The organism is Bradyrhizobium sp. CCGB12, from assembly GCF_024199845.1.
Lineage (GTDB): Bacteria > Pseudomonadota > Alphaproteobacteria > Rhizobiales > Xanthobacteraceae > Bradyrhizobium.
In genome coordinates this window covers 7,211,485-7,232,793 of sequence record NZ_JANADO010000001.1, presented here as the reverse complement: position 1 = coordinate 7,232,793, position 21,309 = coordinate 7,211,485, and the positions used below count along the sequence as shown (strand labels likewise).

Here is a 21,309-nt window from a genome sequence, read left to right as displayed (position 1 = left end):
GAGCAAGCCATGGCGAAGCGTTCATTCCTGATCCCCGGCGTCGACAAGCGCCTGCTGATCAAGGACTCCCTCAAGACCATGCCTGACGTCACCCGCCGCCGCTTCATCGCGGGCGGCGCCAGTCTCGGCGCACTGACCCTCCTCACCGGCTGCGACGTCGTCGACTCCTCCTCGGCCGAGGCGATGCTGACGCAGGTCTCGAAATTCAACGACGCGGTGCAGGCCTTCATCTTCAATCCCGATGCGCTGGCGCCGACCTTCCCCGAGAGCGCGATCACAAAGCCGTTCCCGTTCAACGCCTATTATGATCTTGACGACGCACCCGACATCGACGGTCAGGACTGGAAGCTCGAGGTGCGCGGTCTCGTCGACAACAAGAAGTCTTGGACGCTGGACGAGCTCTATAAACTTCCGCAGGTCACGCAGATCACCCGCCATATCTGCGTCGAAGGCTGGAGCGCGATCGGCAGCTGGACCGGCACGCCCTTGCGCGATTTCCTCAAGCTGATCGGCGCCGACACGCGTGCGAAATACGTCTGGTTCCAATGCGCCGACAAGGACGGTTACAACTCGCCGCTCGACATGCGCAGCGCGCTGCATCCGCAGACCCAGATGACGTTCAAATATGCCAACGAGATTTTGCCGCGCGCCTACGGCTTTCCGATGAAGATCCGCGTCCCGACCAAGCTCGGCTTCAAGAACCCGAAATACGTGGTCTCGATGGAAGTCACCAACGAGTACAAGGGCGGCTATTGGGAAGACCAGGGGTACAATTCGTTCAGCGGGAGCTGAGGCACGCTGCCGTAGCTTTGTAGGGTGGATTAGCCGAAGGCGTAATCCACCATGCTTCCGCGTCTGCCGAACGAAGTTGGTGGATTACGCTTCGCTAATCCACCCTACGGCACCGGCTACTTGGCCGGCCGCACCTTCCTTTGGCACAGCGCCGCCACCGCCCCGAGCGCCAGCAGCGCGGCAGACACGTTCAGCGCGTAACTCAAGCTCCCCAGCGCATCCGTGATCGCGCCGACCACGATCGGGCCGAGCGTCTGGCCGACGCCGAACGAGATCGTCATCGCCGCGATCGCGGTCGGCCACACCTCCGGTGGATAGTTGAAGCGCACGAAGGCGGTGGTCGAGCCGACCACGGCGAAGAAGGCAACGCCGAACACCACCGCGGAGACCGCGAGCCAGGCCGGCGAGTGTCCGAGCATCGGCAAGGCGGCGCCCAACGCGTTGGTGCCGAGGATGATGGCGGTGGCAAGTCCGCCGCGGTCCAGCGCCAGCACGCCGCGCCAGGCCCAGGGCGTCGCGAAGGCGCTGAGCCCGATCAAGCTCCAGAACGCCGCCTGCGCCGCGGCCCCGCCGCCGCCGTCGCGCACATAGGCGATCATGAAGGTCATGTAGGCGATGTAGCCCGCGCCGAACAGGAAGTAGGCGGCGAGATAGATCAGCACCGGGACAATCGCGAAGGCGGCGTGGCTGCCTTCCGAGAAACGCGCGCCGCTTTCGATGCGGATCAGGAACAGCGGAATCGTCATTGCGACGGACAGCAGCGTCAGCGCCCACCAGACGATCCACCACGAGCCCGGCCCGAAATATTGCAGCGTGAACGGGGCGATCAGCCCCGAGGACAAAATGCCGATGCCGGGCCCGGCATAGAACAGGCTCAGCAGGAAATTGGCCCGCTCCGGGCGCGACTGGGCAATGATGGCGGCCAGTGCGCCGCCGGCGACGAAGCCGGCCGCCGCGCCCAAGCCCAGCACGAGACGCGCGAGACTCAGCGCGACGAAGTTGCCTGTCAGCGCGCAGGTGGCGAGGGCGGCGACGCAGGCCAGGGTTCCCAGGCGGATCGCCGCCGCCCAGCCGATACGCTGGATCAGCCGAGACGCGACAAGCGCGCCCACGAGGTAGCCGACGGCGTTGATGGTGTTCATGAAACCGGCCGCCGAGTAGGACCAGCCGAGGTCCTCTCGCATATCGGGCAGCACCAGCGCATAGGCAAAGCGGCCGATGCCGAGCCCGACCGTCGCCGCCAGCGACAGGGTCAGGATCAGCCGCGCGGGATGCGCGTCGAGTGGGCGGCGGTCTGGGGCGTGCAAGGGGTACTCCGGCAGCCCGCACTGTGGCAGGCCCTGCCTGTCTTGCACAGCCGTGAGGCGGCAATGGTGTCTTGCCAAGCGCGCAACGCCGCTCTAGCACTCCGGCCGAAATTAATCCCCGCTCGTCATGCCCGGGCTTGACCCGGGCATCCATCCTTCAAGAAAGCTGGATTGCCGGGTCAAGCCCGGCAATGACGAGAAAAAACTGAGGTGACGACCTATGGCGACCCACAAACTGCTGCTGCTCCCCGGCGACGGTATCGGCCCCGAGGTGATGGGCGAGGTGAAGCGGCTGATCGACTGGCTCAATTCGGCCGGGATCGCCAAGTTCGAGACCGACACCGGCCTCGTCGGCGGCTCGGCCTATGACGCGCACCAGGTGTCGATCTCCGAGGGCGACATGGCCAAGGCCATGGATGCCGACGCGATCATCTTCGGCGCGGTCGGCGGCCCCAAATGGGATGCCGTGCCCTACGAGGTGCGCCCGGAAGCCGGCCTGCTCCGCCTCCGCAAGGACCTCGCTCTGTTCGCCAATCTCCGCCCCGCCGTGTGCTACCCGGCGCTGGCCGATGCCTCGAGCCTGAAGCGCGAGGCGGTCGAGGGTCTCGACATCGTCATCGTGCGCGAGCTCACCGGCGGCGTCTATTTCGGCGAGCCCAAGACGATCACCGATCTCGGCAACGGCCAGAAGCGCGCCATCGATACCCAGGTCTACGACACCTATGAGATCGAGCGCATCGGCCGCGTCGCCTTCGAGCTTGCCAAGAAGCGCAAGAACAAGGTGACGTCGATGGAGAAGCGCAACGTCATGAAGTCGGGCGTGCTCTGGAACGAGGTCATGACCCAGGTCCACAAGCGCGAATATCCCGATGTCACGCTCGAGCATCAGCTCGCCGATTCCGGCGGCATGATGCTGGTGAAGTGGCCGAAGCAGTTCGACGTCATCGTCACCGACAATCTGTTCGGCGACATGCTCTCCGACATCGCGGCGATGCTGACGGGATCGCTCGGCATGCTGCCCTCGGCCTCGCTCGGCGAGGTCGACGTGAAGAGCAAGAAGCGCAAGGCGCTGTACGAGCCCGTGCACGGCTCGGCGCCTGATATCGCCGGCAAGGGCCTCGCCAATCCCATCGCGATGATCTCGTCGTTCGGCATGGCGCTGCGCTACTCCTTCGACATGGGCGCGCTTGCGGACAAGGTCGATGCTGCGATCGCCGCCGTGCTCGCGAGCGGCCTGCGCACCGCCGACATCAAGTCGGAAGGCACCACCGCCGCCTCGACCACGCAGATGGGTGAAGCGATCTTGAAGGAATTGCAGAAGCTGCACGCCTGACGGTGGACGCCGCTATCGCAGGGTGGGCAAAGCGCAAGCGTGCCCACCAATCGATTGCGATCAGGGAGAGATCGTGGGCACGGCGCTTCGCGCCGTTGCCCACCCTACGGCACCTGCGCCTTGGCGCACTCTACATAACCTCAAGAGCCATTTCATGGATGCACCCCGTCCCAAGATCGCGGAAACCATCATCCATGAAACGGTACGCCAGCGCGAGGCGCAGATCGGGCGGCGGTGCGAGGTCCTTAGCCATACGCGCATCGAATATGCCTCGCTCGGCGACTACTCCTATCTCGGCGAGAATTGCGAGGTCGCCGACGCCGTGATCGGCAAGTTCACGGCCATTGCCAATTCGGTGCGGATCGGCGCGCCGAACCATCCGATGGGCCGTCCGTCGCAGCATCGCTTCACCTATTGTCCTGAATATTACGAGGCGGGCGCGACCCGTGATCGCGACTTCTTCGCGGACCGCCGCGGCGACCGCGTCATCGTCGGCAATGATGTCTGGATCGGCCACGCCGCCATCCTGCTGCCGGGCGTGAGCGTCGGTGACGGCGCGGTGATCGCCGCGGGCGCGGTCGTCAGCCGCGATGTCGAGCCCTACACCATCGTCGGCGGCGTTCCCGCGCGTCCGATCCGCAAGCGCTTTCCTGATTCCGTCGCGGCAAGCCTGCGCCGCATCGCCTGGTGGGATTGGGCGGACCAGCTCATCTTCGCGCGCCTCGGCGATTTCCGCTCCGAGGCGATCGAAGAATTTTGCGAGCGTTATGACCCGGCTTTTGCGGCGGGCCGCTGAATCGTAGGGTGGGCAAAGGCGCAAAGCGCCGTGTCCACCATCTTTCCATAATTGCGAACGATATGGTGGGCATGCTGCGCTTTGCCCACCCTACGGCATCTCGTAAAAACAAATGGCCGGGCGCGAGCCCGGCCATTTTGATTCGATCAGTTACGTCCGCTCAGTACAGCGGGAAGTTCTGCGGATAGCCGCCGACATCGGCCGGTGGCGAGAGCGGCTGGCGGTCGATCGGACGGTTGAGGTTTTCGCGGGCGAAGGACGGATAGCCCACGGCCGGCGGGAAGGCGTAGTCGGTGAACTTGCGGTCGCCCGGATTGACCTCGGTGCCGCCGTCGAGCCAGGAGCGCTTGCTCACATAGATGCGGGTGCGGCCCTGCTGATAGACCGCGTTGGGACCGCTCGGGCCATAATAATGCCGGCCGCGCTCGTCATAGCGCTTGGTCTTGGTGTCGGCCACGGCCGGCGAAGCAAGGGACATGGCAATGACGGCGCCCGCCGCAAGCCAGGTCGCCAATGTGTTCGCCGCAGAGAATTTCAAGCTCATCACGTCCCCTTCAGGCGGCAGGCCGCCAGTCGATTTCATCCCATACTAGCCCGGCCGGGGCGGTTGCAACTAGGTCTATTGGGTCACACCAGGGGGGAATAATCGTGCGCGCCGGCAAAAGTTGCATGAATACCAGCCACTTGGGCTTCATGCGGCCCGGAGCGTGATCCGGACCCGCAGGGCCGCGTTAGCGCAAAGCGTGCAGCGGTTTTCCGGAAAGATCACGCTCAAACAATGACCTATAGCGCCCCGCGCAATTGCGCGTTCGCCGCGCCCAGCAGCCAGTCCGACGATCCCCGGGAATCGCAGGCGCGGCGCTTCAGGTCGGCATGGGCGAACAATTCCGCCAGCCTGGGCTCGTTGCCGGAGGCCAGCAGCGTCAGCCGGTTCAGCGTGCAGGCGATCGCCGCGCGCCTGATGGGCATTGTGTCGCCCTGGCAGGAGAAGCCGGAGATCTGCAGTGCCGGCTCCTCGTTGCGCTTGAGATAGCCGAGGCAAGCGCGCGCACCCTCCGCCGTGCCGATCGGCCGGAACAGGGCGACGGGGCCGAATTTGGTGTCGATCAGGCCGGCCTGCTCCAGCGTATCAGCTGCGCCCAATCCCATCTGGACCGCCAGATCCGCCGTCGCCGGACGGGTCACGTCGAACTCGCCGCCTTCCCGGTAGATTTCGAGCTGGGCCACAGGCTTGTCTGCCTCGCCGTCCCAGCGCAGCACGTCCCTGCGGCCGCCTTCGGGATGTCTGAAAATGGTGTAAGCGGCTGTTTTCTCGGATGAATCGAGCCGACTGACGGCGAAGGCCGGATGCGAGCGATCTGCCACGCTCCAGCCTGGTTTGTCCGCCGGCTCATCCTCGCGCAAGTCAGGCAGCTGGCCGAGCGCTGCGAGGGCGAGGATGGCAAACAGGGCGAGCGCCCCCACATAGGCGATCAGGCGCGCCAGCGTGCCGACGACCTCGTCGGCGAAGGCTGCAAGCGCCAGATGGATCTGGGTAGGGCTAACGGCCGTTCTGGCCTCAGGCGACTGCATCCACGGCCTTCGGGCATGGTCCAACGTTGTCTTGAGGCCGGTTCTCGCATAGAAGCGCTGCTCTTCCTGTTTAAGCGTCAGCTTCGGGAACGGGCTTTTTCGTCGGAGAGTGAACGATGGGTTACAAAGTCGCAGTCGTCGGCGCGACCGGCAATGTCGGACGGGAAATGCTCAACATCCTCGATGAGCGCAAATTCCCCGCGGACGAGGTCGTGGCCCTGGCGTCGCGCCGCAGCATCGGCGTCGAAGTCTCCTATGGCGACCGCACCCTGAAGTGCAAGGCGCTCGAGCACTTTGATTTCTCCGACGTCGACATCTGCCTGATGTCGGCGGGCGGCTCGGTGTCGAAGGAATGGTCGCCGCAGATCGGCGCCGCCGGCGCGGTCGTGATCGACAATTCCTCCGCTTGGCGCATGGATCCGGACGTGCCGCTGATCGTGCCGGAAGTGAATGCAGCCGCGACGGAAGGCTTCAAGAAGAAGAACATCATCGCCAACCCGAACTGCTCGACCGCGCAGCTCGTCGTCGCGCTCAAGCCGCTGCACGACAAGGCGACCATCAAGCGCGTCGTCGTCTCGACCTATCAATCGGTCTCGGGTGCCGGCAAGGACGCGATGGACGAATTGTTCTCGCAGACCAAGGCCGTCTACACCAATGACGAGCTGATCGCGAAGAAATTCCCCAAGCGCATCGCCTTCAATGTCATCCCCCACATCGACGTCTTCATGGAGGACGGCTACACCAAGGAAGAGTGGAAGATGATGGCGGAGACCAAGAAGATCCTTGATCCCAAGATCAAGCTCTCGGCGACCTGCGTGCGCGTGCCGGTCTTCGTCGGCCACTCCGAGGCCGTCAACATCGAGTTCGAGAATCCGATCACCGCCGACGAAGCCCGCGAGATCCTGCGCAAGGCGCCCGGCTGCCTCGTCATCGACAAGCAGGAGCCCGGTGGCTACGCCACGCCGTATGAGGCGGCCGGCGAGGACGCGACTTACATCAGCCGCATCCGCGAGGACGCGACGGTGGAGAACGGTCTCGTGCTGTGGTGCGTGTCTGACAATCTGCGCAAGGGCGCCGCGCTCAACGCGATCCAGATCGCGGAAGTCCTGATCAACCGCAAGCTGATCAGCGCGAAGAAGAAGGCGGCCTGACGGTGCCGTAGGGTGGGCAAAGGCGCAAAGCGCCGTGCCCACCATTTTTTCCGATTGCGATAGGCGGTGGGCACGCTTCGCTTTGCCCACCCTACGAGAGCGGTGCGCTACGCCGCGCCGCGCGCGCTCTTGAATTCCTTGCTCACCTTGTCCAGCACGAACAGCGTCCCCTCGGCGACGCCGAAATAAGCGCCGTGCAGCTGCATCTGGCCGCTCTCGACCGCCTTGCGCACGAACGGGAACGTCATCAGGTTCTCCAGGCTGCGGAACACGGCGGCCTTCTCGATGCGCTCGACGAACTGCGCCATGGTCTCGTGGTCGCGCTGCTCGACCACCTCGCCGGGCTTGATGAACATCTGCATCCACTTGCCGATGAAGTCGCCGGGCGTCAGCGGCTCGATCTTGTCGACGAAGGCGCGGATGCCGCCGCATTGCGCGTGGCCGAGGATGACGATGTGCTTTACCTTCAGCACCGTCACCGCATATTCCAGCGCAGCCGAGACGCCATGGGCGTTGGCGTCGGGCTGATAGGTCGGCACCAGATTGGCGATATTGCGGACGACGAACAATTCGCCCGGACCGACATCGAAGATCGCCTCGGGCGAGACGCGGCTGTCGCAGCAGCCGATCACCATCACTTCCGGCGATTGCCCCTTCACCGACAGTTCGCGGTAGCGGCTCTGCTCGGCCGGCAGCCGGTTGGTGGCGAAGGCGTTGTAGCCTTCCAGCAAGGACTTCGGGAATGTGATCATGGCCTATGCCTAACCATATGCCGCAGGGGCGAACAAGCCTTTCGAATAGGCAGGCCAGGTGCTATCGCCTCCAGTGAATAGCCAACCGGAAGGAACGCTTGCATGACCCGCCCGCGCCGCAGCCATCTGTTCATGCCCGGCTCCAACCCCCGCGCGTTGGAAAAGGCGCGCAATCTCGCCGCCGACGGCCTGATCCTCGATCTCGAGGATTCCGTCGCCCCTGACGCCAAGGCGGTGGCGCGCGACGGCATCGCTGCTGCGATCGCGGCCAAGGGCTTTGGCAAGCGCGAGATTTTGATCCGGACCAACGGTCTCGACACGGCCTGGTGGGCCGATGACGTCGCGATGGCCGCCAAGGCCTCGCCTGATGGCATCCTGGTTCCAAAAGTTTCAAGTGTCGAAGATCTCGACGCGATCGGCCGAAAGCTCGCCGAGCTCGGCGCCGCGCCGACCGTGAAGGTCTGGGCCATGATCGAGACCGCGCGCGCCGTGCTGGACGCCGAGGAATTGGCGGCCGCCGGCCGCGATCCATCGAGGCGGCTGTCAGGCTTTGTGTTCGGCCCGAACGACATCTCGCGCGAGACGCGCATCAAGATGCTGCCGGGCCGTGCCGCGATGATCCCGATGATCACCCATTGCATCCTGGCGACGCGCGCCCACGGTCTCGAAATCCTCGACGGCCCCTACAGCGACATCGCCAATTCCGATGGCTTTGCTACCGAATGCGCGCAAGGCCGCGATCTCGGCTTCGACGGCAAGACGTTGATCCACCCCTCGCAGATCGACGCCTGCAACGCGATCTTCACACCCCCCGAGGAGGAAGTCGCGCGCGCGCGAAAGATCATCGCGGCGTTCGAGCTGCCGGAGAACGTCTCGCGCGGCGCAATCCGCCTAGACGGCGCCATGGTAGAGCGCCTGCACGCCGACATGGCTCGCCGCACCATCGAGATCGCGGACGCGATTGCGGCGATGGCGAAGGGCTGAGGGTGGGCTCAGCGCGTTGCGTTCTCCTCGATCTCGACGGAACATTGGTCGATTCCCAGCCGGGCATTGCCGCGAGCTGTCTGGCCGCGTTGCGTGCGCTCGGTCATGAGCCCGGCGACGCACTCGATATCAAGCGCTTTATCGGGCCGCCGCTCGAAGACGTCTTGCGGGCGTTGCTTGCGACATATGGCGACGACCGGATCGATGAGGCCGTCGTGGCGTATCGCCAGCACTATGGCAAAAGCGGCCTGCTCGGAAGCGAGCCTTATCCCGGAATTGGTGATGCGCTCCGAGCGATGCGGCACGCGGAATTGCAAGTCTACCTGGCGACATCGAAGCGCGAAGTCTTCGCGCGGCGAATACTAGAGAACTTGAAGCTCGCGACGTACTTTGACGGCATCCACGGCTCGGTGCCGGGCGGAGAACTGGATCACAAGCCGGAGCTGCTCGCCCATATCCTGTCCGCGTATGATATCTCCGCCTCACACAGCCTTATGGTCGGCGATCGCAGTCACGACATCAACGGTGCTCATGCGGTCAAGATGCGCGGCCTCGGCGTGCTCTGGGGATATCGCAGCCGCGACGAACTCGAAATGGCCGGGGCTGATCAGCTGGTGGAAGACGCTGCCGATCTTGCGCGCGTGGTTGTCGCGATGCTGAACGGATAGTTCCCGTCGCCAGCCATGCCGCGTCGGCGTGGCTCGACACTGGAGCGCCTGCACGAATGAGCAAAAGCTAGAGCGGAATGGCTTTAGGTTGAATCGATTAGCGCGGCCGCTCGTTCACCTCTCCCGCTTGCGGGAGAGGTCGGCGCGTCCGGGCGATGCGAAGCATCGTCCCGCGCGCCGGGTGAGGGCTTTCTCCTCTTGGGGGGTGTCCCATTGCGGAAACACCCTCTCCCCGACCCTCTCCCGCAAGCGGGAGAGGGAGTCTGTAGTCGCAATCAGGCCTGATCCCATCGCGCTTTAGAGCGTGATCCGGAAAAGTGTGCAGCGGTTTTCCCTCGCGACAAACGCGGAACGCGTTTGCGCGGAGATCATGCTCAAACAACAGCCTAAAGCGCGATGACGATTGATCCAAATCCCCTCGCGCCTTAGGGCGTCGTTTCGGCTTGGCGCGCGATGCCGTGCCATATGGCATCCTTGAGAGCGATGAGTGAGGGCGGTGGAATGATCGGTGGATCGGCAGGTCCGTTCGCTGCTCCCGGCACCAGGACGGCGACGTGGATCTCGCCATCGGTATAGTAGGGGTCGCCGCCACCGTTTCGGCCGAACAGGGTCGGGCCTATGCCGGAGATCTGAAAGACATTGCTGACGACGCGGGCCGCCCGCAAGTCGGCCATCAAGAGATCCCGCTCGGCATCGATATTGGCCGCGATGTGATGGGTGACCTGTCCGGTATCGTGGCTCAGCCCGACGCCTCGGTCGAAAGTCGCCGAACCGAGCCAGACTGGTCGACCGTCATCACCCTTTTCGAGGGCCTTCCAGAACCGAACGTGATTCCGCCGATCTGCACTTTTCCCTGCAGGCTTCTCGAACGCGTATTGCTCCTTCTTTCCGAGATAATAGAGCGGGCTGACAGGTGCGTCGCGATACGGTCGATCCAGGACCACGCTCCCGACGATCTCGATGCTCGATCGCAGCGTCACGGCGTCGGCCGCAAACCATCCGGCCGCATTCATGGCGCGGACGACATCTTCGCCGTCGCCGACAAGTCCAACATTCAGGGGATCACCAGGGATATCGTCCGATGTTCTGGTGAGCATCGGCAACGAAGCGAGCCCTGCTTCGTGTTCGTGGTGAATCCACAGGGTGGGCACCAGAACATATGCGAGGGCTAGATAGACGAGCACAACAAGGGCCAGCACGAAAGGCCACTGTCGCTTCCTCGTCCCGGTCTTGGCGGAATTGGTCATGCGGTATCGTTCGAGCCAGTCTACGCGACACAATACTTATCCAGCATAGTCAGTTACAACGTCTAATGAGCGTACCCTGATCAGGGCGTCGACGTTCGCGATCCCTGCGGGCTCCAGGCCGACGGCCCCGTTCCGGCCGAGAAATTCATTCGTCAGTACCGCCGGCGACTCAGTACGGCACGATCTCTGCGCGGTCGAGTGACTCCAGTGTCGCGGCATTGCCGCAGTAGCCGTGAAAATTCTCCGCGGCGCTGCCGGCGGCGAGCTCGCGGTCGCATTGTCCCTTGTTGTTGCAGAGCGAGCAGACCCGCTCCATGTCGCGCAGCAGCAGCGGTTGCGCGCGGCCGAGCCCTTCGGCGTTGATGCCGAGCTGCTCCAGCATCTTCGGCAGTTCGTCGGCGACATGCTTGCCGTGGCGAACGAGCGCGTCCAGATCATCGGGCGCGATCCTGAGATCGCTGGCGATCCGGTCGAAATCGGCGCGATCGAGCTGCCGCATTTCGTTCATGTCGCGGCGATGCTTCAGCCAGCCGACAAAGGACTCGATGAGGTCCTGAACGATGGGATACGGCCTGCTTGCGGTGCTCATGCGAAGCTCCATTCGAATAGCGGTGTTGGAGCAAGATTAGGCACGATGGTGCAGGCGCGCGTTGCGCTGGATCAAACTGAGAATCGTTGGAGTTTGGCGTCTCTACAGTCGGTCTCGTGTCCCGGACGCGGTGCGGCGCGAAGTGCCGCTCCGCAGAGCCGGGACCCATCTCGCCACATTGCTGGGCCCCGGCTCAGCAGCACGAGAGTTAAGCGAACCGCTCCGCCGCCCACGCATATAGGCTGCCCGGAATCGGCTTCTCGCCGCCGCGTCCCTTGGGCGAGATGTGCAGGCCGATGATGTCGGGGGCGGTGACGAGGCCGAGATAGCTCGAGGGATCGAAGAACAGTTTTGGCTCGGCATGCACGGCGTAGAACGACTGCTTCGGCAGGGCGTTCTGTAATTCACCAGTACGGCGCGCGAGCGCGGTCAGTGCCGCGGGGCCATAGATCGCGACGCGGATGTCGGAGAGGCGGTTCGAGCCGCCGCGCAGGCGGCGGATCATGAAGGTGATGCGATGGCGCACGGACAGCCAGTTCGGCGTCAGCTCCTCCTGCTCCATCAGCTCCTCGAAGGCGGTGACGATGCCGTGCTCGGGCGGAAGGTAGATCACGGAATTGCCGAGCTGGCGCGACCGCTCCCAGGCGAAATAGGGTTTTGCCGGATCGATCTCGACGGGTTTTAGCAGCAGCACGTCGGCATCGAGCCAGAGGCCGAGATTCTTCGCCATCAGCTTCATGCGGAAGAAGTCGCTGAACTGCAGCGTGGTCCAGTCGCGCCAGCTGCCGTCGGGCTGCGGCGGCCGCAGTCTTTCCGAGAACGCGTGCGGCAGGATCGCCTCGGCATCCGCGTTCGCAATGCCCACGGGCAGGCCGGGAATGGTGTCGAAGCTGTAGACGGTGACCGTGTGGCCGGCAGCCAGCTGCGAGCGCAGACAGGTCTGGCGCAGCGCGTCCATCGGGCCATGCCAGAAGGTGACGATCTCGGGCAGCATGCGCAAAGCTATACGGGATGATGAGGGCAAAGAAAAAGCCCCGGCGCTTTGGACGCCGGGGCTCGAACGAAAATCAGAGCATGATCCGGAAACGTGTGCGGCGGTTTTCCGAAAAGATCATGCTCAAAAAAATGAGCTCAGGCCCAGGCGCGTTCGCGCTTGAGCTTGTCCTCATAGGTGTCGATCGACGACTTCTTCTCCATGGTGAGGCCGATGTCGTCGAGGCCGTTGATCAGGCAGTGCTTGCGGAACGGGTCGATCTCGAACTTGACCTTGCCGCCGTCAGGACCACGGATCTCCTGGTTCGGCAGGTCGATCGTCAGCGTCGCGTTGGCGCCGCGCTCGGCGTCATCGAACAGCTTGTCGAGGTCTTCTTGGGCAACGCGGATCGGCAGAATGCCGTTCTTGAAGCAGTTGTTGTAGAAGATGTCGCCGAACGAGGTCGAGATCACGCAGCGGATGCCGAAGTCGAGCAGCGCCCAGGGCGCATGCTCGCGGCTCGAGCCGCAGCCGAAATTGTCGCCGGCGACCAGCACCTTCGAATTGCGATAGGCGGGCTGGTTGAGGACGAAATCCGGGTTCTCGCTGCCGTCGTCCTTGTAGCGCTGCTCGGAGAAGAGCCCCTTGCCAAGGCCGGTGCGCTTGATGGTCTTGAGGTACTGCTTCGGAATGATCATGTCGGTGTCGACATTGATGATCTTCAGCGGCGCCGCAACGCCTTCCAGCGTGGTGAACTTGTCCATTTCAGGCTTCCCGGTTCGAAGTCAGGGGAGGGCTGTTTAGCCCGGTTGGCGCACAAATCCTAGGCCGGATTCGGCAATCTTGGCCTGTCAGCCTCGCGGAGCCATGCTGTCAGGGGCAAAGCCGGTCGGCAGGCCGTCGATGCTCTTCATGTTCTTCAGGCCCCAGTATTTTCGCAAATTGTTGACGCCCTGCGCGGTCCAGTAGCGCACGAGGCTGCCTCGCTCTTGCTTGTAGTCGAACAGTGGCACGCCCATACCGCACGACGTCTGCACGAGGTCGACCGAGAGGCGTACGATCTGGCGTGCTCCGGCCACGTCCTCGAAGTCAGAAACGAGATTGGCGTATTCCGGCGTGCCGCGCATGAGCGATCGACCCTGGCCATAGAGCCGCAGGATCATCGGGGCGCCATCGAAGGCGCAAAACATGATGGTCAACCGTTTGTCGTCAGAGGCGATCAGGTGCGCGCGGGTCTCGCTGCCGCTGCCAGTGCAATCGAGGTAGGCGGCATCAGTGTCTCCGAGGACCCGGAATGAGGAGAGGCCTTTGGGGGACACGTTGATGCGTCCCTTTGGCGGGGCGCTCGCGACGAAGAAGATCTTCTGCTGCTCGATGAAAGCCCTGTGCTCGGGTTCGATCCTTGCGAATTGCTTGCCCATGTCTGTGCGTCCTTTGCGCAGCGAGTCGGGACAAGAGCTAGCATTGCAGATATACCGGTTTAAGTACCTATGTTATACTGGTATAAATACTACCATGAAAGGACAAGACCCAATCGCTCCGGCGCTCTCGCTCAGCGCCTTCTTGCGGGCGCTCCGGGAGCGCCAGTCACCGGCCGAATTCGGCCTCGCCGCTGGACCACGACGGCGCACGCCCGGCCTCCGGCGCGAGGAGGTCGCTCAGCTCTGCGGATTGAGCGTCACCTGGTACACATGGATCGAGCAGGGGCGCGATGTGTCCGTCTCGGCTTCGGCACTTGCGCGCCTCGCACACGGATTGCGCCTGTCACGGGCCGAGCGCAGCTACCTGTTCGAAGTTGCGGGCAGGCGCGATCCCGAACGTCCGGGCAACAGGGATGATCCGCCCGAAGAGATACTGGCCTGCGTCGATGCGATCGATGGACCCGCCTACATCCTCGATCGCACATGGCGCGCGCGGCGCTGGAATGCGAAAGCGTCCCTTCTGTTTGCAGGATGGCTCGATGCAGACGGCGAAAAAAATCTCCTGCGCTACATCTTCCTCAGGCCGGAGGCTCGAACCCTGATCCTTGACTGGCCCTCCCGAGCACGCCGCGTCGTTGCCGAGTTCCGCGCCGCGGTGACAGTCTACTCCGACGATCCGGATATTCGCCGACTGGTGGAGGAACTGAGAATTGGAAGCCCCGACTTCGAACGCTGCTGGGACACGCAGGGCGTTCTGGCTCGCGAAGGAGGCGAACGTGCGTTCAATCATCCGACCATGGGGCCACTGCACTATCAGCAGGTGTCGCTGTCTCTCGCGGGGTGGCCCGACTATCGACTGACGATGCTTCTCTCCGGCACCGCGGCTTGATAAGTCCGCGCCCTAATCCGCCTGCGCCTCAATCGCGGCCATATCGTCGTCCGACAGACCGAAATGGTGGCCGATCTCGTGGATCAGGACATGGCGGACGATGTGCCCAAGGGTCTCGTCGTGCTCGGCCCAGTAGTCCAGGATCGGCCGGCGATAGAGCCAGACCAGGTTGGGCAGCCGCGCCACGTCGCCAAGGCTCTGCTGCGTCAGCCCGACGCCCTGGAACAGGCCGAGCAGGTCGAACTCGCTCTCGCATTGCATCTCGTCCAGGACTTCCTCGGTCGGGAAGTCGTCGACGCGGATGATCACGCCCTCGCAGAGCTTGCGAAACTCCGCCGGCAGCCGCTCGAAGATGTCGTGCGCCGTCGCTTCCATCTCGGCCAGCAAGGGCGCTTTCAATTCGGTCCACATGGGTGTGTTCTAAAGCGTTTTCGAGCGAAGTGGATACCGGTTCGCGTGAAGAAAACGCGTCAAAAACAAAATCTAGAGCCCGTTCCAATTCCATTGGAGCGGGCTCTAGCGCGGGTTCCGTGACGATGCATCTGGCTTTATAAGCGCGGCGAGGTTGACGGGCGCCACCAAAACGGGGAGCGTGGGGCCTCGAGCGGGGACGTTTCAGGTGGGCGGGAAAATGCGAGCGAAAACAGCGCTGACTCTACTGTGCATGGGGTTGTTTTCGCAGTTTTGCGTTGGTGCCGAGGCGCAGACCGCCGGCCCCGAGATTCGTCTCGCGCAGGCGGCCCCGCCGGATGCCCCGTCGCCGCGCAAACGGCCCCCGGCGCGCCTGCGCGTCACGCCCTATTACAGCCCGGACGGCGTCTATCCCCGCTACAATCCCGGCCCCAATGCGGTCCGCGAGTGCAATGCCCATTATGTGCAGGAATTTCGGCCGAGCGGCACGGTGATCGTTCCGCGAATGAACTGCTACTGGCGCCCCGGTTGATGCGCGGGTCAATGCCGTCGCCAACGAAACAGCGCGGTCGCCTCGCGGGGCTCATCGTGATGAGATGGGTTCCATTCGCCGTCGCCGTCGCGCTTGCCGCCGGTCTGCCCCGCGCTTTCGCTGCGCAAAGGGTGCCGTTGCCGGAGGCCTCGGCGGGGATTGCGGTTTTCGATGCGCGACGACACGCGCGAACCCATGACATTGCGCGGCCTGCTGTACGCCGTGATCCACGCTACTACGCGCGGCCGGTGTACTACCGTCCCTATCCCTATGGCGTGCCCGCTTCGTTCGTGTTCGGCTACGGACCCTTCTGGTGACGCCGCCGCGTTAGCCCGCTGGCGCAAATCCCTTGACCAGCAGCACGGTCGCCTGCGCGCCTGCCTTGCGATCGCGCGAGATGTCGATGTAGTCGGGCGCATGCGAGAAGGCGAAGAACGCGGCCTCGTCGGGGAACGACATCATGACGAGCTTGTCATGCGGCCATGCGCCTTCGAGCACGCGCGGATGCTCGTCGGCGGCAAGCAGCCTTCCGCCATACTTCTTGAACACGTCGAAGAACCGCGCCTGGTAGCGGTCATAGGCGGCGCGGTCCGTCATCTTCAATTGTGCAATCGCGTAGACAGTCATCTCCAAAAGTCCTTCCGTCGCGGCACGGCGTCGCATCGCGGAGCCCGACGTCGTTCATTCATGGCGCGTTCACGTCGCTTTCCGCAGTTTAATCCCGGGAGCGACCGTCATTGAACAGCGATGACGCGGCCGAGACCTCGCGTCGCAACTCCGCTGTGCAGATTCAGGGAGGATTCCATGCTGAGGATATTGGGTCTCAGGGCAAGCCCGATGCGCTTGCTCGGGCTCGCGGCCGCCGCGACGCTGATGCTATCGGCCGGCACGGCGCGTCGCGCTGAAGCACTCACCCTCATCAATCCGGCGACGTCGCCAGCGACGAAGGCTGCGGCCGACGACCTCGTCACGCAGGTTCGCCACGGCGGCGGCGGACATGGCGGCGGCTTTCACGGCGGAGGTTTCCGCGGTGGCGGCTTCCATGGCGGCGGATTTCGCGGCGGCCATATCGGCGGTTTCCGCGGTGGTGGATTTCGTGGCGGCCATATTGGCGGCTTCCGCGCCGCGCCGGCGTTTCGCAGCCATGTCGGCGGCTATCGCTATGGCGGCGCTCGCTTCGGCGGATATGGCGGCTACCATCGTCACTGGGGCTATCGTCGCCCCTATTACGGCTATCGTCACTTCCACCGGCGCTATTATTACGGCGGCTATTATCCCTACTACCACTATCCGCGCCGCTGCCGGATCATCTGGACCTATTACGGCCCGCGCCGCGTCTGCCGCTGGCCCCGCTGGCACTATCCGTACCGCTATTGGTGAAGTGAGTTAGCACCGTCATTCCGGGTCCGGCGCTTACGCGCCATCCCGGAATGAGTTTGGTGTTGGATGGCCTACAGCCAATCCTTCAGTTTCCACGACGCGGACTTCCACCGCATCAGGTTATCGAGCTTCCATTGTTTGAACATCGCCGGCGGCCAGCGGCTGAGCTTTGAGGTCTCCTCGACCTCGGGCTTGGCGACGATGCGCAGCGGCGTTGCGCGCCGCCGATGCTGGCGCGTGGCCTCGCTGATCAGATCGACATATTCAGGCTTGTTGGCCATGTGCAGCGTCCTCGCGAAACCGTCGCGAGGACGCAATCTGGGCGATGCGAATTAACGGCGCTTTGCCGCGATCGCTACAATTGCAGGAACTGGCTTACCGCCAGTCCCTGACGTCGACGAAGTGACCCGCGATCGCCGCGGCGGCGGCCATTGCCGGCGACACCAGATGCGTGCGGCCCTTGAAGCCCTGGCGGCCTTCGAAATTGCGGTTCGAGGTCGAGGCGCAGCGCTCTTCCGGCTTCAGCTTGTCCGGGTTCATGGCGAGACACATCGAGCAGCCCGGCTCGCGCCATTCGAAGCCGGCCTTGATGAAGATCTTGTCGAGACCCTCAGCTTCCGCCTGCTCCTTCACGATGCCGGAGCCCGGCACGACCATGGCGTTGACATGCGCCGAGACATGGTTGCCTTCCGCGATCTTGGCGGCAGCGCGCAAATCTTCGATGCGGCCGTTGGTGCAGGAACCGATGAAGATGCGATCGACTTTGATGTCGGTGATCTTTGTGCCCGCGGTCAGGCCCATGTACTTCAGCGCACGATGCTTGGAGAGTCGCTTGGCCTCGTCCGCGATCTTATCAGGATCGGGCACGATGCCCGTCACCGAGATGACGTCCTCGGGGCTTGTGCCCCAGGTCACGATCGGCGGCAGCTTTGCTGCGTCCAGCCGCAGCTCGTTGTCGAAATGCGCGCCCTCGTCCGAGCGCAGCTTCTCCCAGTAGCGCATGGCCGCGTCCCAGGCCGCACCCTTCGGCGATTTCGGGCGGTCGCGCAGGAAGTCATAGGCCTTCTGGTCGGGCGCAACGAGGCCGGCGCGGGCGCCACCTTCGATCGACATGTTGCAGACCGTCATGCGGCCTTCCATGCTGAGCGCGCGGATCGCATCGCCGGCGTATTCCAGCACGTAGCCGGTGCCGCCGGCGGTGCCGATCTCGCCGATGATGGCCAGGATGATATCCTTGCCCGTCACGCCGTCCGGCAATGTGCCGTCGACGGTGACGCGCATGTTCTTGGCCTTCTTCTGGATCAGCGTCTGCGTCGCCAGCACATGCTCGACCTCGGAGGTGCCGATGCCGTGCGCGAGCGCGCCGAACGCGCCATGCGTCGAGGTGTGGCTGTCGCCGCAGACGATGGTGGTGCCGGGCAGGGTAAAGCCCTGCTCGGGGCCGATGACGTGGACGACGCCCTGGCGCTTGTCGAACTCGTCGTAATATTCGATGCCGAATTCCTTGGCGTTCTCGGCCAGCGCCTTGATCTGCTCGATGCTTTCAGGGTCGGGATTCGGCTGGGTGCGGTCGGTGGTCGGTACGTTGTGGTCGACGACGGCCAGCGTCTTCTCGGGCGCGTGGACCTTGCGGCCCGTGGCGCGCAGGCCTTCGAACGCCTGCGGGGAGGTCACCTCGTGCACCAGGTGACGGTCGATATAGAGCAGGCAGGTGCCGTCCTCGGCTTCGTGCACCAGATGGTCGTTCCAGATCTTGTCGTACAATGTGGTCGGTTTGGACATGAGCGTCAGCTCCGAAGAATGTTGTGTAAGCGGATGTGCGCAAGCGGCGCGCAGGCAACAAAATCGTCAGCGCAGCTTTTAGGCTGCGCTCGTAAGCTCTGACGTTGCCGAGGTCGCGAAGCGTCCGAAGAACCGGCCAGGCAGCCGCGAGCGATCGTCGATGACGATGCGCTTGACGGGGGCGAGGCTGGTCAGATCTGGAAACATTCTAGAAGCTATATAGCACGCAGAAGTCAAAGCGCGAGAGTTTAGCGGCGCCGTCATTGCGAGCAGCCCTTGCGACGAAGCCCAGAGTGCTTCTGCGGGAAGACTCTGGATTGCTTCGCTGCGCTCGCAATGACAGCGGGACCAAACAAAAAAGCGCGGAGCCGAGCCCCGCGCTTCGAAAGACGTGCCAAGTGGGCGAAAGACTTACTCGCCGACGGCAGTCGCGCGGTCCTGCTTCTCGACGATGCGGGCCGACTTGCCGCGGAGGTTGCGGAGGTAATAGAGCTTGGCGCGGCGCACCTTGCCGCGACGCACCACCTTGATCGAGTCGATCATCGGCGACATCAGCGGGAACACGCGCTCGACACCCTCGCCATAGGAGATCTTGCGGACGGTGAAGCTCTCGTTGAGGCCACCACCGGAACGGCCGATGCAAACGCCTTCATAGGCCTGCACGCGGGTACGGTCGCCTTCGACGACCTTGACGTTGACGATCACGGTGTCGCCGGGGGCGAATTCCGGGATGTCCTTGCCGGCGGAGAGCTTGTCGAATTGCTCTTGTTCGAGCTGCTTGATCAGGTTCATGGGTAAATCTCCATCGGCGCGCCCAGCCTTCGAAACGGGGGCTGCGCGAAATTCGTCTATCCAGCTATTGCGGATTTGGCCGCTGCTATAAGGCAAGCCGGAGCGTTTGTCACCCGTCTGTCTTGTTTTTTGGCGTTTTTTGGCGCCCGGCCCGATGCGGGGGCTTGGCCGGGATTTGGGCCCACAAATCCGGCCGCCGGGCCGCCGTCAGGGCCTCCGATTGTGCCCGCCGCCACGCCGCAACCTTGGCGTGGTCGCCGGAGGTCAGGATATCAGGGATCGGAGCCCCCTCGAACAGCTGCGGGCGGGTGTATTGGGGGTATTCGAGCAGGCCGTCCGAGAAGCTTTCCTCGGTTCCCGAGGCCTCCTTGCCCATCACCCCCGGCAGCAGCCGGACGCAGGCGTCAATCAGGGCCATTGCGGCGATTTCGCCCCCCGACAGCACGTAATCGCCGATCGAGACCTCCTCCAGGCGCCGCCCGTCGATCACCCGTTGGTCCACCCCCTCGAACCGCCCGCAGACGACCAGGGGGCCGGGGCCTTGGGCGAGCTCCATGACGCGGGCCTGTGTCAATGGCCGGCCCCTGGGGCTCATCAGCAGGCGGGGCCGCTCAGGCCCGATCTCCGCGGCATCGATGGCGGCGGCCAGCACATCCGCCCGCAGCACCATGCCCGGCCCGCCGCCGGCCGGGGTGTCGTCGACGCTGCGATGGCGGTCGGTCGCGGAAGCCCGGATGTCCCGCGCCTCGATCTCCCACAGTCCCGAGGCCAGCGCCCGGCCGGCGAGGCTCACGCCGAGCGGCCCCGGAAACATCTCCGGAAACAGCGTCAGTACCGTCGCGCGCCAGGGTGAGGGGTCTGTCATCCGATCTCAATTGCTGTCGTCCCGGCGAAGGCCGGGACCCATAGCCACCGCAGGTAATTATGCGATGGCTGGAGCTGTCAGCTTAGCCAAAACCACGGCTTGTGGTTATGGGTCCCGGCCTTCGCCGGGACGACCCGAAGAGGGCTCCTCACCCTCGATCTCCTGCGGCAGCGCGATCACCACGCGGCCGCCGGCGAGATCGACCTCCGGCACCACCGCGTTGGAGAACGGCAGCAGCAGCGTCGTGCCTTTGGGCGGCGCGATCTCGATGATGTCGCCGGCGCCGAAATTATGGATCGCGAGCACGCGACCGAGCGCGTCGCCGTCGGTGGTGACGGCGGCGAGCCCGATCAGGTCGGTGTGGTAATATTCGTCCGCGTCGGTCGCGGGCAGCTTTTCGCGCGGGACGTAGAGCTCGATGCCGTTGAGCCGTTCGGCCTCATCGCGGGTCGCGACGCCCTTGAACGTCGCGACCAGATGATCCCTGGCCTCGCGCGCCGTTGCGACCTCGAACTGGCGCTTGCCGTCCTTGGACAGCAGCGGACCGTAGCGGCGGATGGCAAAGGGATCTTCGGTGAAGGTCCATAGTTTGACCGCACCGCGCACCCCATGCGCGGCGCCGATCCGCGCGACGCAGACCAGCGCCGACATGGTCTGACCTTAGCCCTTGGCTGCGGCTTCGGCCTGCGCCTTGCGCTCCTTGCGCGGCACAGCCTTCTGCGGGTTGTTGCGCGCTTCGCGCTTCTTGACACCGGCGGCGTCGAGGAAGCGAGACACGCGGTCCGAGGGCTGCGCGCCCTTGGCGACCCAGGCCTTCACCTTCTCCATGTCGAGCTTGAGGCGGGCCTCGTTGTCCTTCGGCAGCAGCGGGTTGAAATAGCCGAGACGCTCGATGAAGCGACCATCACGGGGAAAGCGCGAATCGGCGACGACGACGTGATAGACGGGACGCTTCTTGGTGCCTGCGCGGGCGAGGCGGATAACGACGGACATCTAGTTCTCCTTCAAAGTACGTTTTGTTCGGTTGATTGGTATTTTCGCGTTGCGCGGGACACTTGCGACCCTTGCGACGA

The 21,309-nt window shown here is 64.0% G+C and carries 27 protein-coding genes; 10 read left to right on the top strand and 17 right to left on the bottom strand.

All coding sequences use genetic code 11. From position 1 onward, the window contains the following. The first annotated feature begins 9 nt into the window (after window positions 1–9). The gene (locus NLM27_RS33050; RefSeq protein ID WP_254147257.1) at window positions 10–792 is read left to right on the top strand and encodes a molybdopterin-binding protein; all 783 of its coding nucleotides are present in this window, start codon (window positions 10–12) and stop codon (window positions 790–792) included. Window positions 793–908: 116 nt separating this feature from the next. Here NLM27_RS33050 and NLM27_RS33045 read toward each other — a convergent pair whose 3' ends face one another. Beyond that, on the bottom strand, window positions 909–2,099 hold the full coding sequence (locus NLM27_RS33045) for a YbfB/YjiJ family MFS transporter (RefSeq protein ID WP_254147256.1): 1,191 nt from the start codon (window positions 2,097–2,099) through the stop codon (window positions 909–911). Window positions 2,100–2,319: 220 nt separating this feature from the next. Here NLM27_RS33045 and leuB point away from each other — a divergent pair, with 220 nt between their 5' ends. Together leuB and NLM27_RS33035 are read left to right on the top strand one after the other, a co-directional pair. Next, window positions 2,320–3,432 (top strand): 3-isopropylmalate dehydrogenase, encoded by a 1,113-nt coding sequence (gene leuB / locus NLM27_RS33040; protein ID WP_254147255.1) that lies wholly within the window; start codon window positions 2,320–2,322, stop codon window positions 3,430–3,432. A gap of 154 nt (window positions 3,433–3,586) precedes the next feature. Then, window positions 3,587–4,228: a DapH/DapD/GlmU-related protein gene (locus NLM27_RS33035; RefSeq protein ID WP_254147254.1), complete on the top strand. Its 642-nt coding sequence runs from the start codon at window positions 3,587–3,589 to the stop codon at window positions 4,226–4,228. Between the two features lie 160 nt (window positions 4,229–4,388). On the opposite strand, the gene NLM27_RS33030 is transcribed toward NLM27_RS33035, so the two are convergent. Further along, window positions 4,389–4,772 carry a hypothetical protein gene (locus tag NLM27_RS33030; RefSeq protein ID WP_254148994.1) on the bottom strand — a complete coding sequence of 128 codons (384 nt, stop codon included), beginning with the start codon at window positions 4,770–4,772 and terminating at the stop codon, window positions 4,389–4,391. A gap of 239 nt (window positions 4,773–5,011) precedes the next feature. Beyond that, the gene (locus NLM27_RS33025; RefSeq protein WP_254147253.1) at window positions 5,012–5,800 is read right to left on the bottom strand and encodes a hypothetical protein; all 789 of its coding nucleotides are present in this window, start codon (window positions 5,798–5,800) and stop codon (window positions 5,012–5,014) included. A gap of 116 nt (window positions 5,801–5,916) precedes the next feature. Between NLM27_RS33025 and NLM27_RS33020 the strand changes: the two genes are divergently transcribed. Further along, window positions 5,917–6,951 (top strand): aspartate-semialdehyde dehydrogenase, encoded by a 1,035-nt coding sequence (locus tag NLM27_RS33020; RefSeq protein WP_254147252.1) that lies wholly within the window; start codon window positions 5,917–5,919, stop codon window positions 6,949–6,951. A 107-nt stretch (window positions 6,952–7,058) separates the two neighbouring features. Here the strand turns inward: NLM27_RS33020 and NLM27_RS33015 are convergent, their stop codons facing one another. Continuing rightward, complete coding sequence (locus tag NLM27_RS33015; protein ID WP_254147251.1) at window positions 7,059–7,703, bottom strand: carbonic anhydrase; 645 nt, start codon at window positions 7,701–7,703, stop codon at window positions 7,059–7,061. Between the two features lie 102 nt (window positions 7,704–7,805). Between NLM27_RS33015 and NLM27_RS33010 the strand changes: the two genes are divergently transcribed. Next, window positions 7,806–8,687, top strand: a complete 882-nt coding sequence (locus NLM27_RS33010) for a CoA ester lyase (RefSeq protein WP_254147250.1) — start codon at window positions 7,806–7,808, stop codon at window positions 8,685–8,687. A gap of 2 nt (window positions 8,688–8,689) precedes the next feature. After that, a complete protein-coding gene (locus tag NLM27_RS33005; RefSeq protein WP_254147249.1) occupies window positions 8,690–9,355 on the top strand; it encodes an HAD hydrolase-like protein in 666 nt (221 codons plus the stop codon). Between the two features lie 425 nt (window positions 9,356–9,780). On the opposite strand, the gene NLM27_RS33000 is transcribed toward NLM27_RS33005, so the two are convergent. The 5 genes from NLM27_RS33000 to NLM27_RS32980 form a co-directional block, all read right to left on the bottom strand. Further along, on the bottom strand, window positions 9,781–10,602 hold the full coding sequence (locus tag NLM27_RS33000; RefSeq protein WP_254147248.1) for an LssY C-terminal domain-containing protein: 822 nt from the start codon (window positions 10,600–10,602) through the stop codon (window positions 9,781–9,783). A 169-nt stretch (window positions 10,603–10,771) separates the two neighbouring features. Next, window positions 10,772–11,191 carry a DUF6455 family protein gene (locus tag NLM27_RS32995; protein WP_254147247.1) on the bottom strand — a complete coding sequence of 140 codons (420 nt, stop codon included), beginning with the start codon at window positions 11,189–11,191 and terminating at the stop codon, window positions 10,772–10,774. 208 nt (window positions 11,192–11,399) lie between these two features. Then, a complete protein-coding gene (locus NLM27_RS32990) occupies window positions 11,400–12,185 on the bottom strand; it encodes a capsular polysaccharide synthesis protein (protein ID WP_254147246.1) in 786 nt (261 codons plus the stop codon). Window positions 12,186–12,322: 137 nt separating this feature from the next. Next, window positions 12,323–12,928 carry a 3-isopropylmalate dehydratase small subunit gene (gene leuD / locus NLM27_RS32985; RefSeq protein ID WP_254147245.1) on the bottom strand — a complete coding sequence of 202 codons (606 nt, stop codon included), beginning with the start codon at window positions 12,926–12,928 and terminating at the stop codon, window positions 12,323–12,325. Between the two features lie 87 nt (window positions 12,929–13,015). After that, window positions 13,016–13,585 (bottom strand): pyridoxamine 5'-phosphate oxidase family protein, encoded by a 570-nt coding sequence (locus NLM27_RS32980; protein WP_254147244.1) that lies wholly within the window; start codon window positions 13,583–13,585, stop codon window positions 13,016–13,018. 94 nt (window positions 13,586–13,679) lie between these two features. Between NLM27_RS32980 and NLM27_RS32975 the strand changes: the two genes are divergently transcribed. Then, a complete protein-coding gene (locus tag NLM27_RS32975) occupies window positions 13,680–14,474 on the top strand; it encodes a helix-turn-helix transcriptional regulator (RefSeq protein ID WP_254147243.1) in 795 nt (264 codons plus the stop codon). Window positions 14,475–14,486: 12 nt separating this feature from the next. Here NLM27_RS32975 and NLM27_RS32970 read toward each other — a convergent pair whose 3' ends face one another. Continuing rightward, window positions 14,487–14,885, bottom strand: coding sequence for a metallopeptidase family protein (locus NLM27_RS32970; RefSeq protein WP_254147242.1), 399 nt, complete (start codon window positions 14,883–14,885; stop codon window positions 14,487–14,489). Window positions 14,886–15,138: 253 nt separating this feature from the next. Here NLM27_RS32970 and NLM27_RS32965 point away from each other — a divergent pair, with 253 nt between their 5' ends. Together NLM27_RS32965 and NLM27_RS32960 are read left to right on the top strand one after the other, a co-directional pair. Continuing rightward, window positions 15,139–15,417 carry a hypothetical protein gene (locus tag NLM27_RS32965; protein ID WP_254148993.1) on the top strand — a complete coding sequence of 93 codons (279 nt, stop codon included), beginning with the start codon at window positions 15,139–15,141 and terminating at the stop codon, window positions 15,415–15,417. A gap of 59 nt (window positions 15,418–15,476) precedes the next feature. Beyond that, a complete protein-coding gene (locus NLM27_RS32960; RefSeq protein ID WP_254147241.1) occupies window positions 15,477–15,734 on the top strand; it encodes a hypothetical protein in 258 nt (85 codons plus the stop codon). 10 nt (window positions 15,735–15,744) lie between these two features. On the opposite strand, the gene NLM27_RS32955 is transcribed toward NLM27_RS32960, so the two are convergent. Then, window positions 15,745–16,044 (bottom strand): DUF1330 domain-containing protein, encoded by a 300-nt coding sequence (locus NLM27_RS32955; RefSeq protein ID WP_254147240.1) that lies wholly within the window; start codon window positions 16,042–16,044, stop codon window positions 15,745–15,747. A 177-nt stretch (window positions 16,045–16,221) separates the two neighbouring features. Here NLM27_RS32955 and NLM27_RS32950 point away from each other — a divergent pair, with 177 nt between their 5' ends. Then, window positions 16,222–16,797 (top strand): hypothetical protein, encoded by a 576-nt coding sequence (locus tag NLM27_RS32950; protein ID WP_254147239.1) that lies wholly within the window; start codon window positions 16,222–16,224, stop codon window positions 16,795–16,797. A 71-nt stretch (window positions 16,798–16,868) separates the two neighbouring features. Here NLM27_RS32950 and NLM27_RS32945 read toward each other — a convergent pair whose 3' ends face one another. From NLM27_RS32945 to rpsP, 6 genes are all read right to left on the bottom strand, one after another. Next, window positions 16,869–17,078 (bottom strand): hypothetical protein, encoded by a 210-nt coding sequence (locus NLM27_RS32945; RefSeq protein ID WP_254147238.1) that lies wholly within the window; start codon window positions 17,076–17,078, stop codon window positions 16,869–16,871. A gap of 94 nt (window positions 17,079–17,172) precedes the next feature. Then, window positions 17,173–18,579, bottom strand: coding sequence for a 3-isopropylmalate dehydratase large subunit (gene leuC / locus NLM27_RS32940; protein WP_254147237.1), 1,407 nt, complete (start codon window positions 18,577–18,579; stop codon window positions 17,173–17,175). Window positions 18,580–18,990: 411 nt separating this feature from the next. Then, window positions 18,991–19,371 carry a 50S ribosomal protein L19 gene (gene rplS / locus NLM27_RS32935; RefSeq protein WP_254147236.1) on the bottom strand — a complete coding sequence of 127 codons (381 nt, stop codon included), beginning with the start codon at window positions 19,369–19,371 and terminating at the stop codon, window positions 18,991–18,993. A gap of 109 nt (window positions 19,372–19,480) precedes the next feature. Then, the gene (gene trmD, locus NLM27_RS32930) at window positions 19,481–20,236 is read right to left on the bottom strand and encodes a tRNA (guanosine(37)-N1)-methyltransferase TrmD (RefSeq protein WP_254147235.1); all 756 of its coding nucleotides are present in this window, start codon (window positions 20,234–20,236) and stop codon (window positions 19,481–19,483) included. Window positions 20,237–20,341: 105 nt separating this feature from the next. Next, entirely contained in the window at window positions 20,342–20,887 is a 546-nt protein-coding gene (gene rimM / locus NLM27_RS32925) for a ribosome maturation factor RimM (protein ID WP_254147234.1), read from the bottom strand. Between the two features lie 9 nt (window positions 20,888–20,896). Continuing rightward, window positions 20,897–21,229: a 30S ribosomal protein S16 gene (rpsP, locus tag NLM27_RS32920; RefSeq protein WP_011083313.1), complete on the bottom strand. Its 333-nt coding sequence runs from the start codon at window positions 21,227–21,229 to the stop codon at window positions 20,897–20,899. Between the last annotated feature and the right edge of the window lie 80 nt (window positions 21,230–21,309).

Bases quoted from the DNA above. Each gene is read 5' to 3' on its own strand.
- NLM27_RS32990 (WP_254147246.1), bottom strand. From the start codon at position 12,185: ATGCTGCCCGAGATCGTCACCTTCTGGCATGGCCCGATGGACGCGCTG.
- NLM27_RS32970 (WP_254147242.1), bottom strand. From the start codon at position 14,885: ATGTGGACCGAATTGAAAGCGCCCTTGCTGGCCGAGATGGAAGCGACG.
- NLM27_RS32950 (WP_254147239.1), top strand. From the start codon at position 16,222: ATGCTGAGGATATTGGGTCTCAGGGCAAGCCCGATGCGCTTGCTCGGG.
- NLM27_RS33010 (WP_254147250.1), top strand. From the start codon at position 7,806: ATGACCCGCCCGCGCCGCAGCCATCTGTTCATGCCCGGCTCCAACCCC.
- rimM (WP_254147234.1), bottom strand. From the start codon at position 20,887: ATGTCGGCGCTGGTCTGCGTCGCGCGGATCGGCGCCGCGCATGGGGTG.
- NLM27_RS33000 (WP_254147248.1), bottom strand. From the start codon at position 10,602: ATGACCAATTCCGCCAAGACCGGGACGAGGAAGCGACAGTGGCCTTTC.
- leuD (WP_254147245.1), bottom strand. From the start codon at position 12,928: ATGGACAAGTTCACCACGCTGGAAGGCGTTGCGGCGCCGCTGAAGATC.
- NLM27_RS32960 (WP_254147241.1), top strand. From the start codon at position 15,477: ATGAGATGGGTTCCATTCGCCGTCGCCGTCGCGCTTGCCGCCGGTCTG.
- NLM27_RS33025 (WP_254147253.1), bottom strand. From the start codon at position 5,800: ATGCAGTCGCCTGAGGCCAGAACGGCCGTTAGCCCTACCCAGATCCAT.
- NLM27_RS32945 (WP_254147238.1), bottom strand. From the start codon at position 17,078: ATGGCCAACAAGCCTGAATATGTCGATCTGATCAGCGAGGCCACGCGC.
- NLM27_RS32980 (WP_254147244.1), bottom strand. From the start codon at position 13,585: ATGGGCAAGCAATTCGCAAGGATCGAACCCGAGCACAGGGCTTTCATC.
- NLM27_RS32965 (WP_254148993.1), top strand. From the start codon at position 15,139: ATGGGGTTGTTTTCGCAGTTTTGCGTTGGTGCCGAGGCGCAGACCGCC.
- NLM27_RS32995 (WP_254147247.1), bottom strand. From the start codon at position 11,191: ATGAGCACCGCAAGCAGGCCGTATCCCATCGTTCAGGACCTCATCGAG.
- leuC (WP_254147237.1), bottom strand. From the start codon at position 18,579: ATGTCCAAACCGACCACATTGTACGACAAGATCTGGAACGACCATCTG.
- NLM27_RS32955 (WP_254147240.1), bottom strand. From the start codon at position 16,044: ATGACTGTCTACGCGATTGCACAATTGAAGATGACGGACCGCGCCGCC.
- trmD (WP_254147235.1), bottom strand. From the start codon at position 20,236: ATGACAGACCCCTCACCCTGGCGCGCGACGGTACTGACGCTGTTTCCG.
- NLM27_RS32975 (WP_254147243.1), top strand. From the start codon at position 13,680: ATGAAAGGACAAGACCCAATCGCTCCGGCGCTCTCGCTCAGCGCCTTC.
- NLM27_RS33015 (WP_254147251.1), bottom strand. From the start codon at position 7,703: ATGATCACATTCCCGAAGTCCTTGCTGGAAGGCTACAACGCCTTCGCC.
- NLM27_RS33050 (WP_254147257.1), top strand. From the start codon at position 10: ATGGCGAAGCGTTCATTCCTGATCCCCGGCGTCGACAAGCGCCTGCTG.
- NLM27_RS33020 (WP_254147252.1), top strand. From the start codon at position 5,917: ATGGGTTACAAAGTCGCAGTCGTCGGCGCGACCGGCAATGTCGGACGG.
- rplS (WP_254147236.1), bottom strand. From the start codon at position 19,371: ATGAACCTGATCAAGCAGCTCGAACAAGAGCAATTCGACAAGCTCTCC.
- NLM27_RS33030 (WP_254148994.1), bottom strand. From the start codon at position 4,772: ATGAGCTTGAAATTCTCTGCGGCGAACACATTGGCGACCTGGCTTGCG.
- rpsP (WP_011083313.1), bottom strand. From the start codon at position 21,229: ATGTCCGTCGTTATCCGCCTCGCCCGCGCAGGCACCAAGAAGCGTCCC.
- leuB (WP_254147255.1), top strand. From the start codon at position 2,320: ATGGCGACCCACAAACTGCTGCTGCTCCCCGGCGACGGTATCGGCCCC.
- NLM27_RS33035 (WP_254147254.1), top strand. From the start codon at position 3,587: ATGGATGCACCCCGTCCCAAGATCGCGGAAACCATCATCCATGAAACG.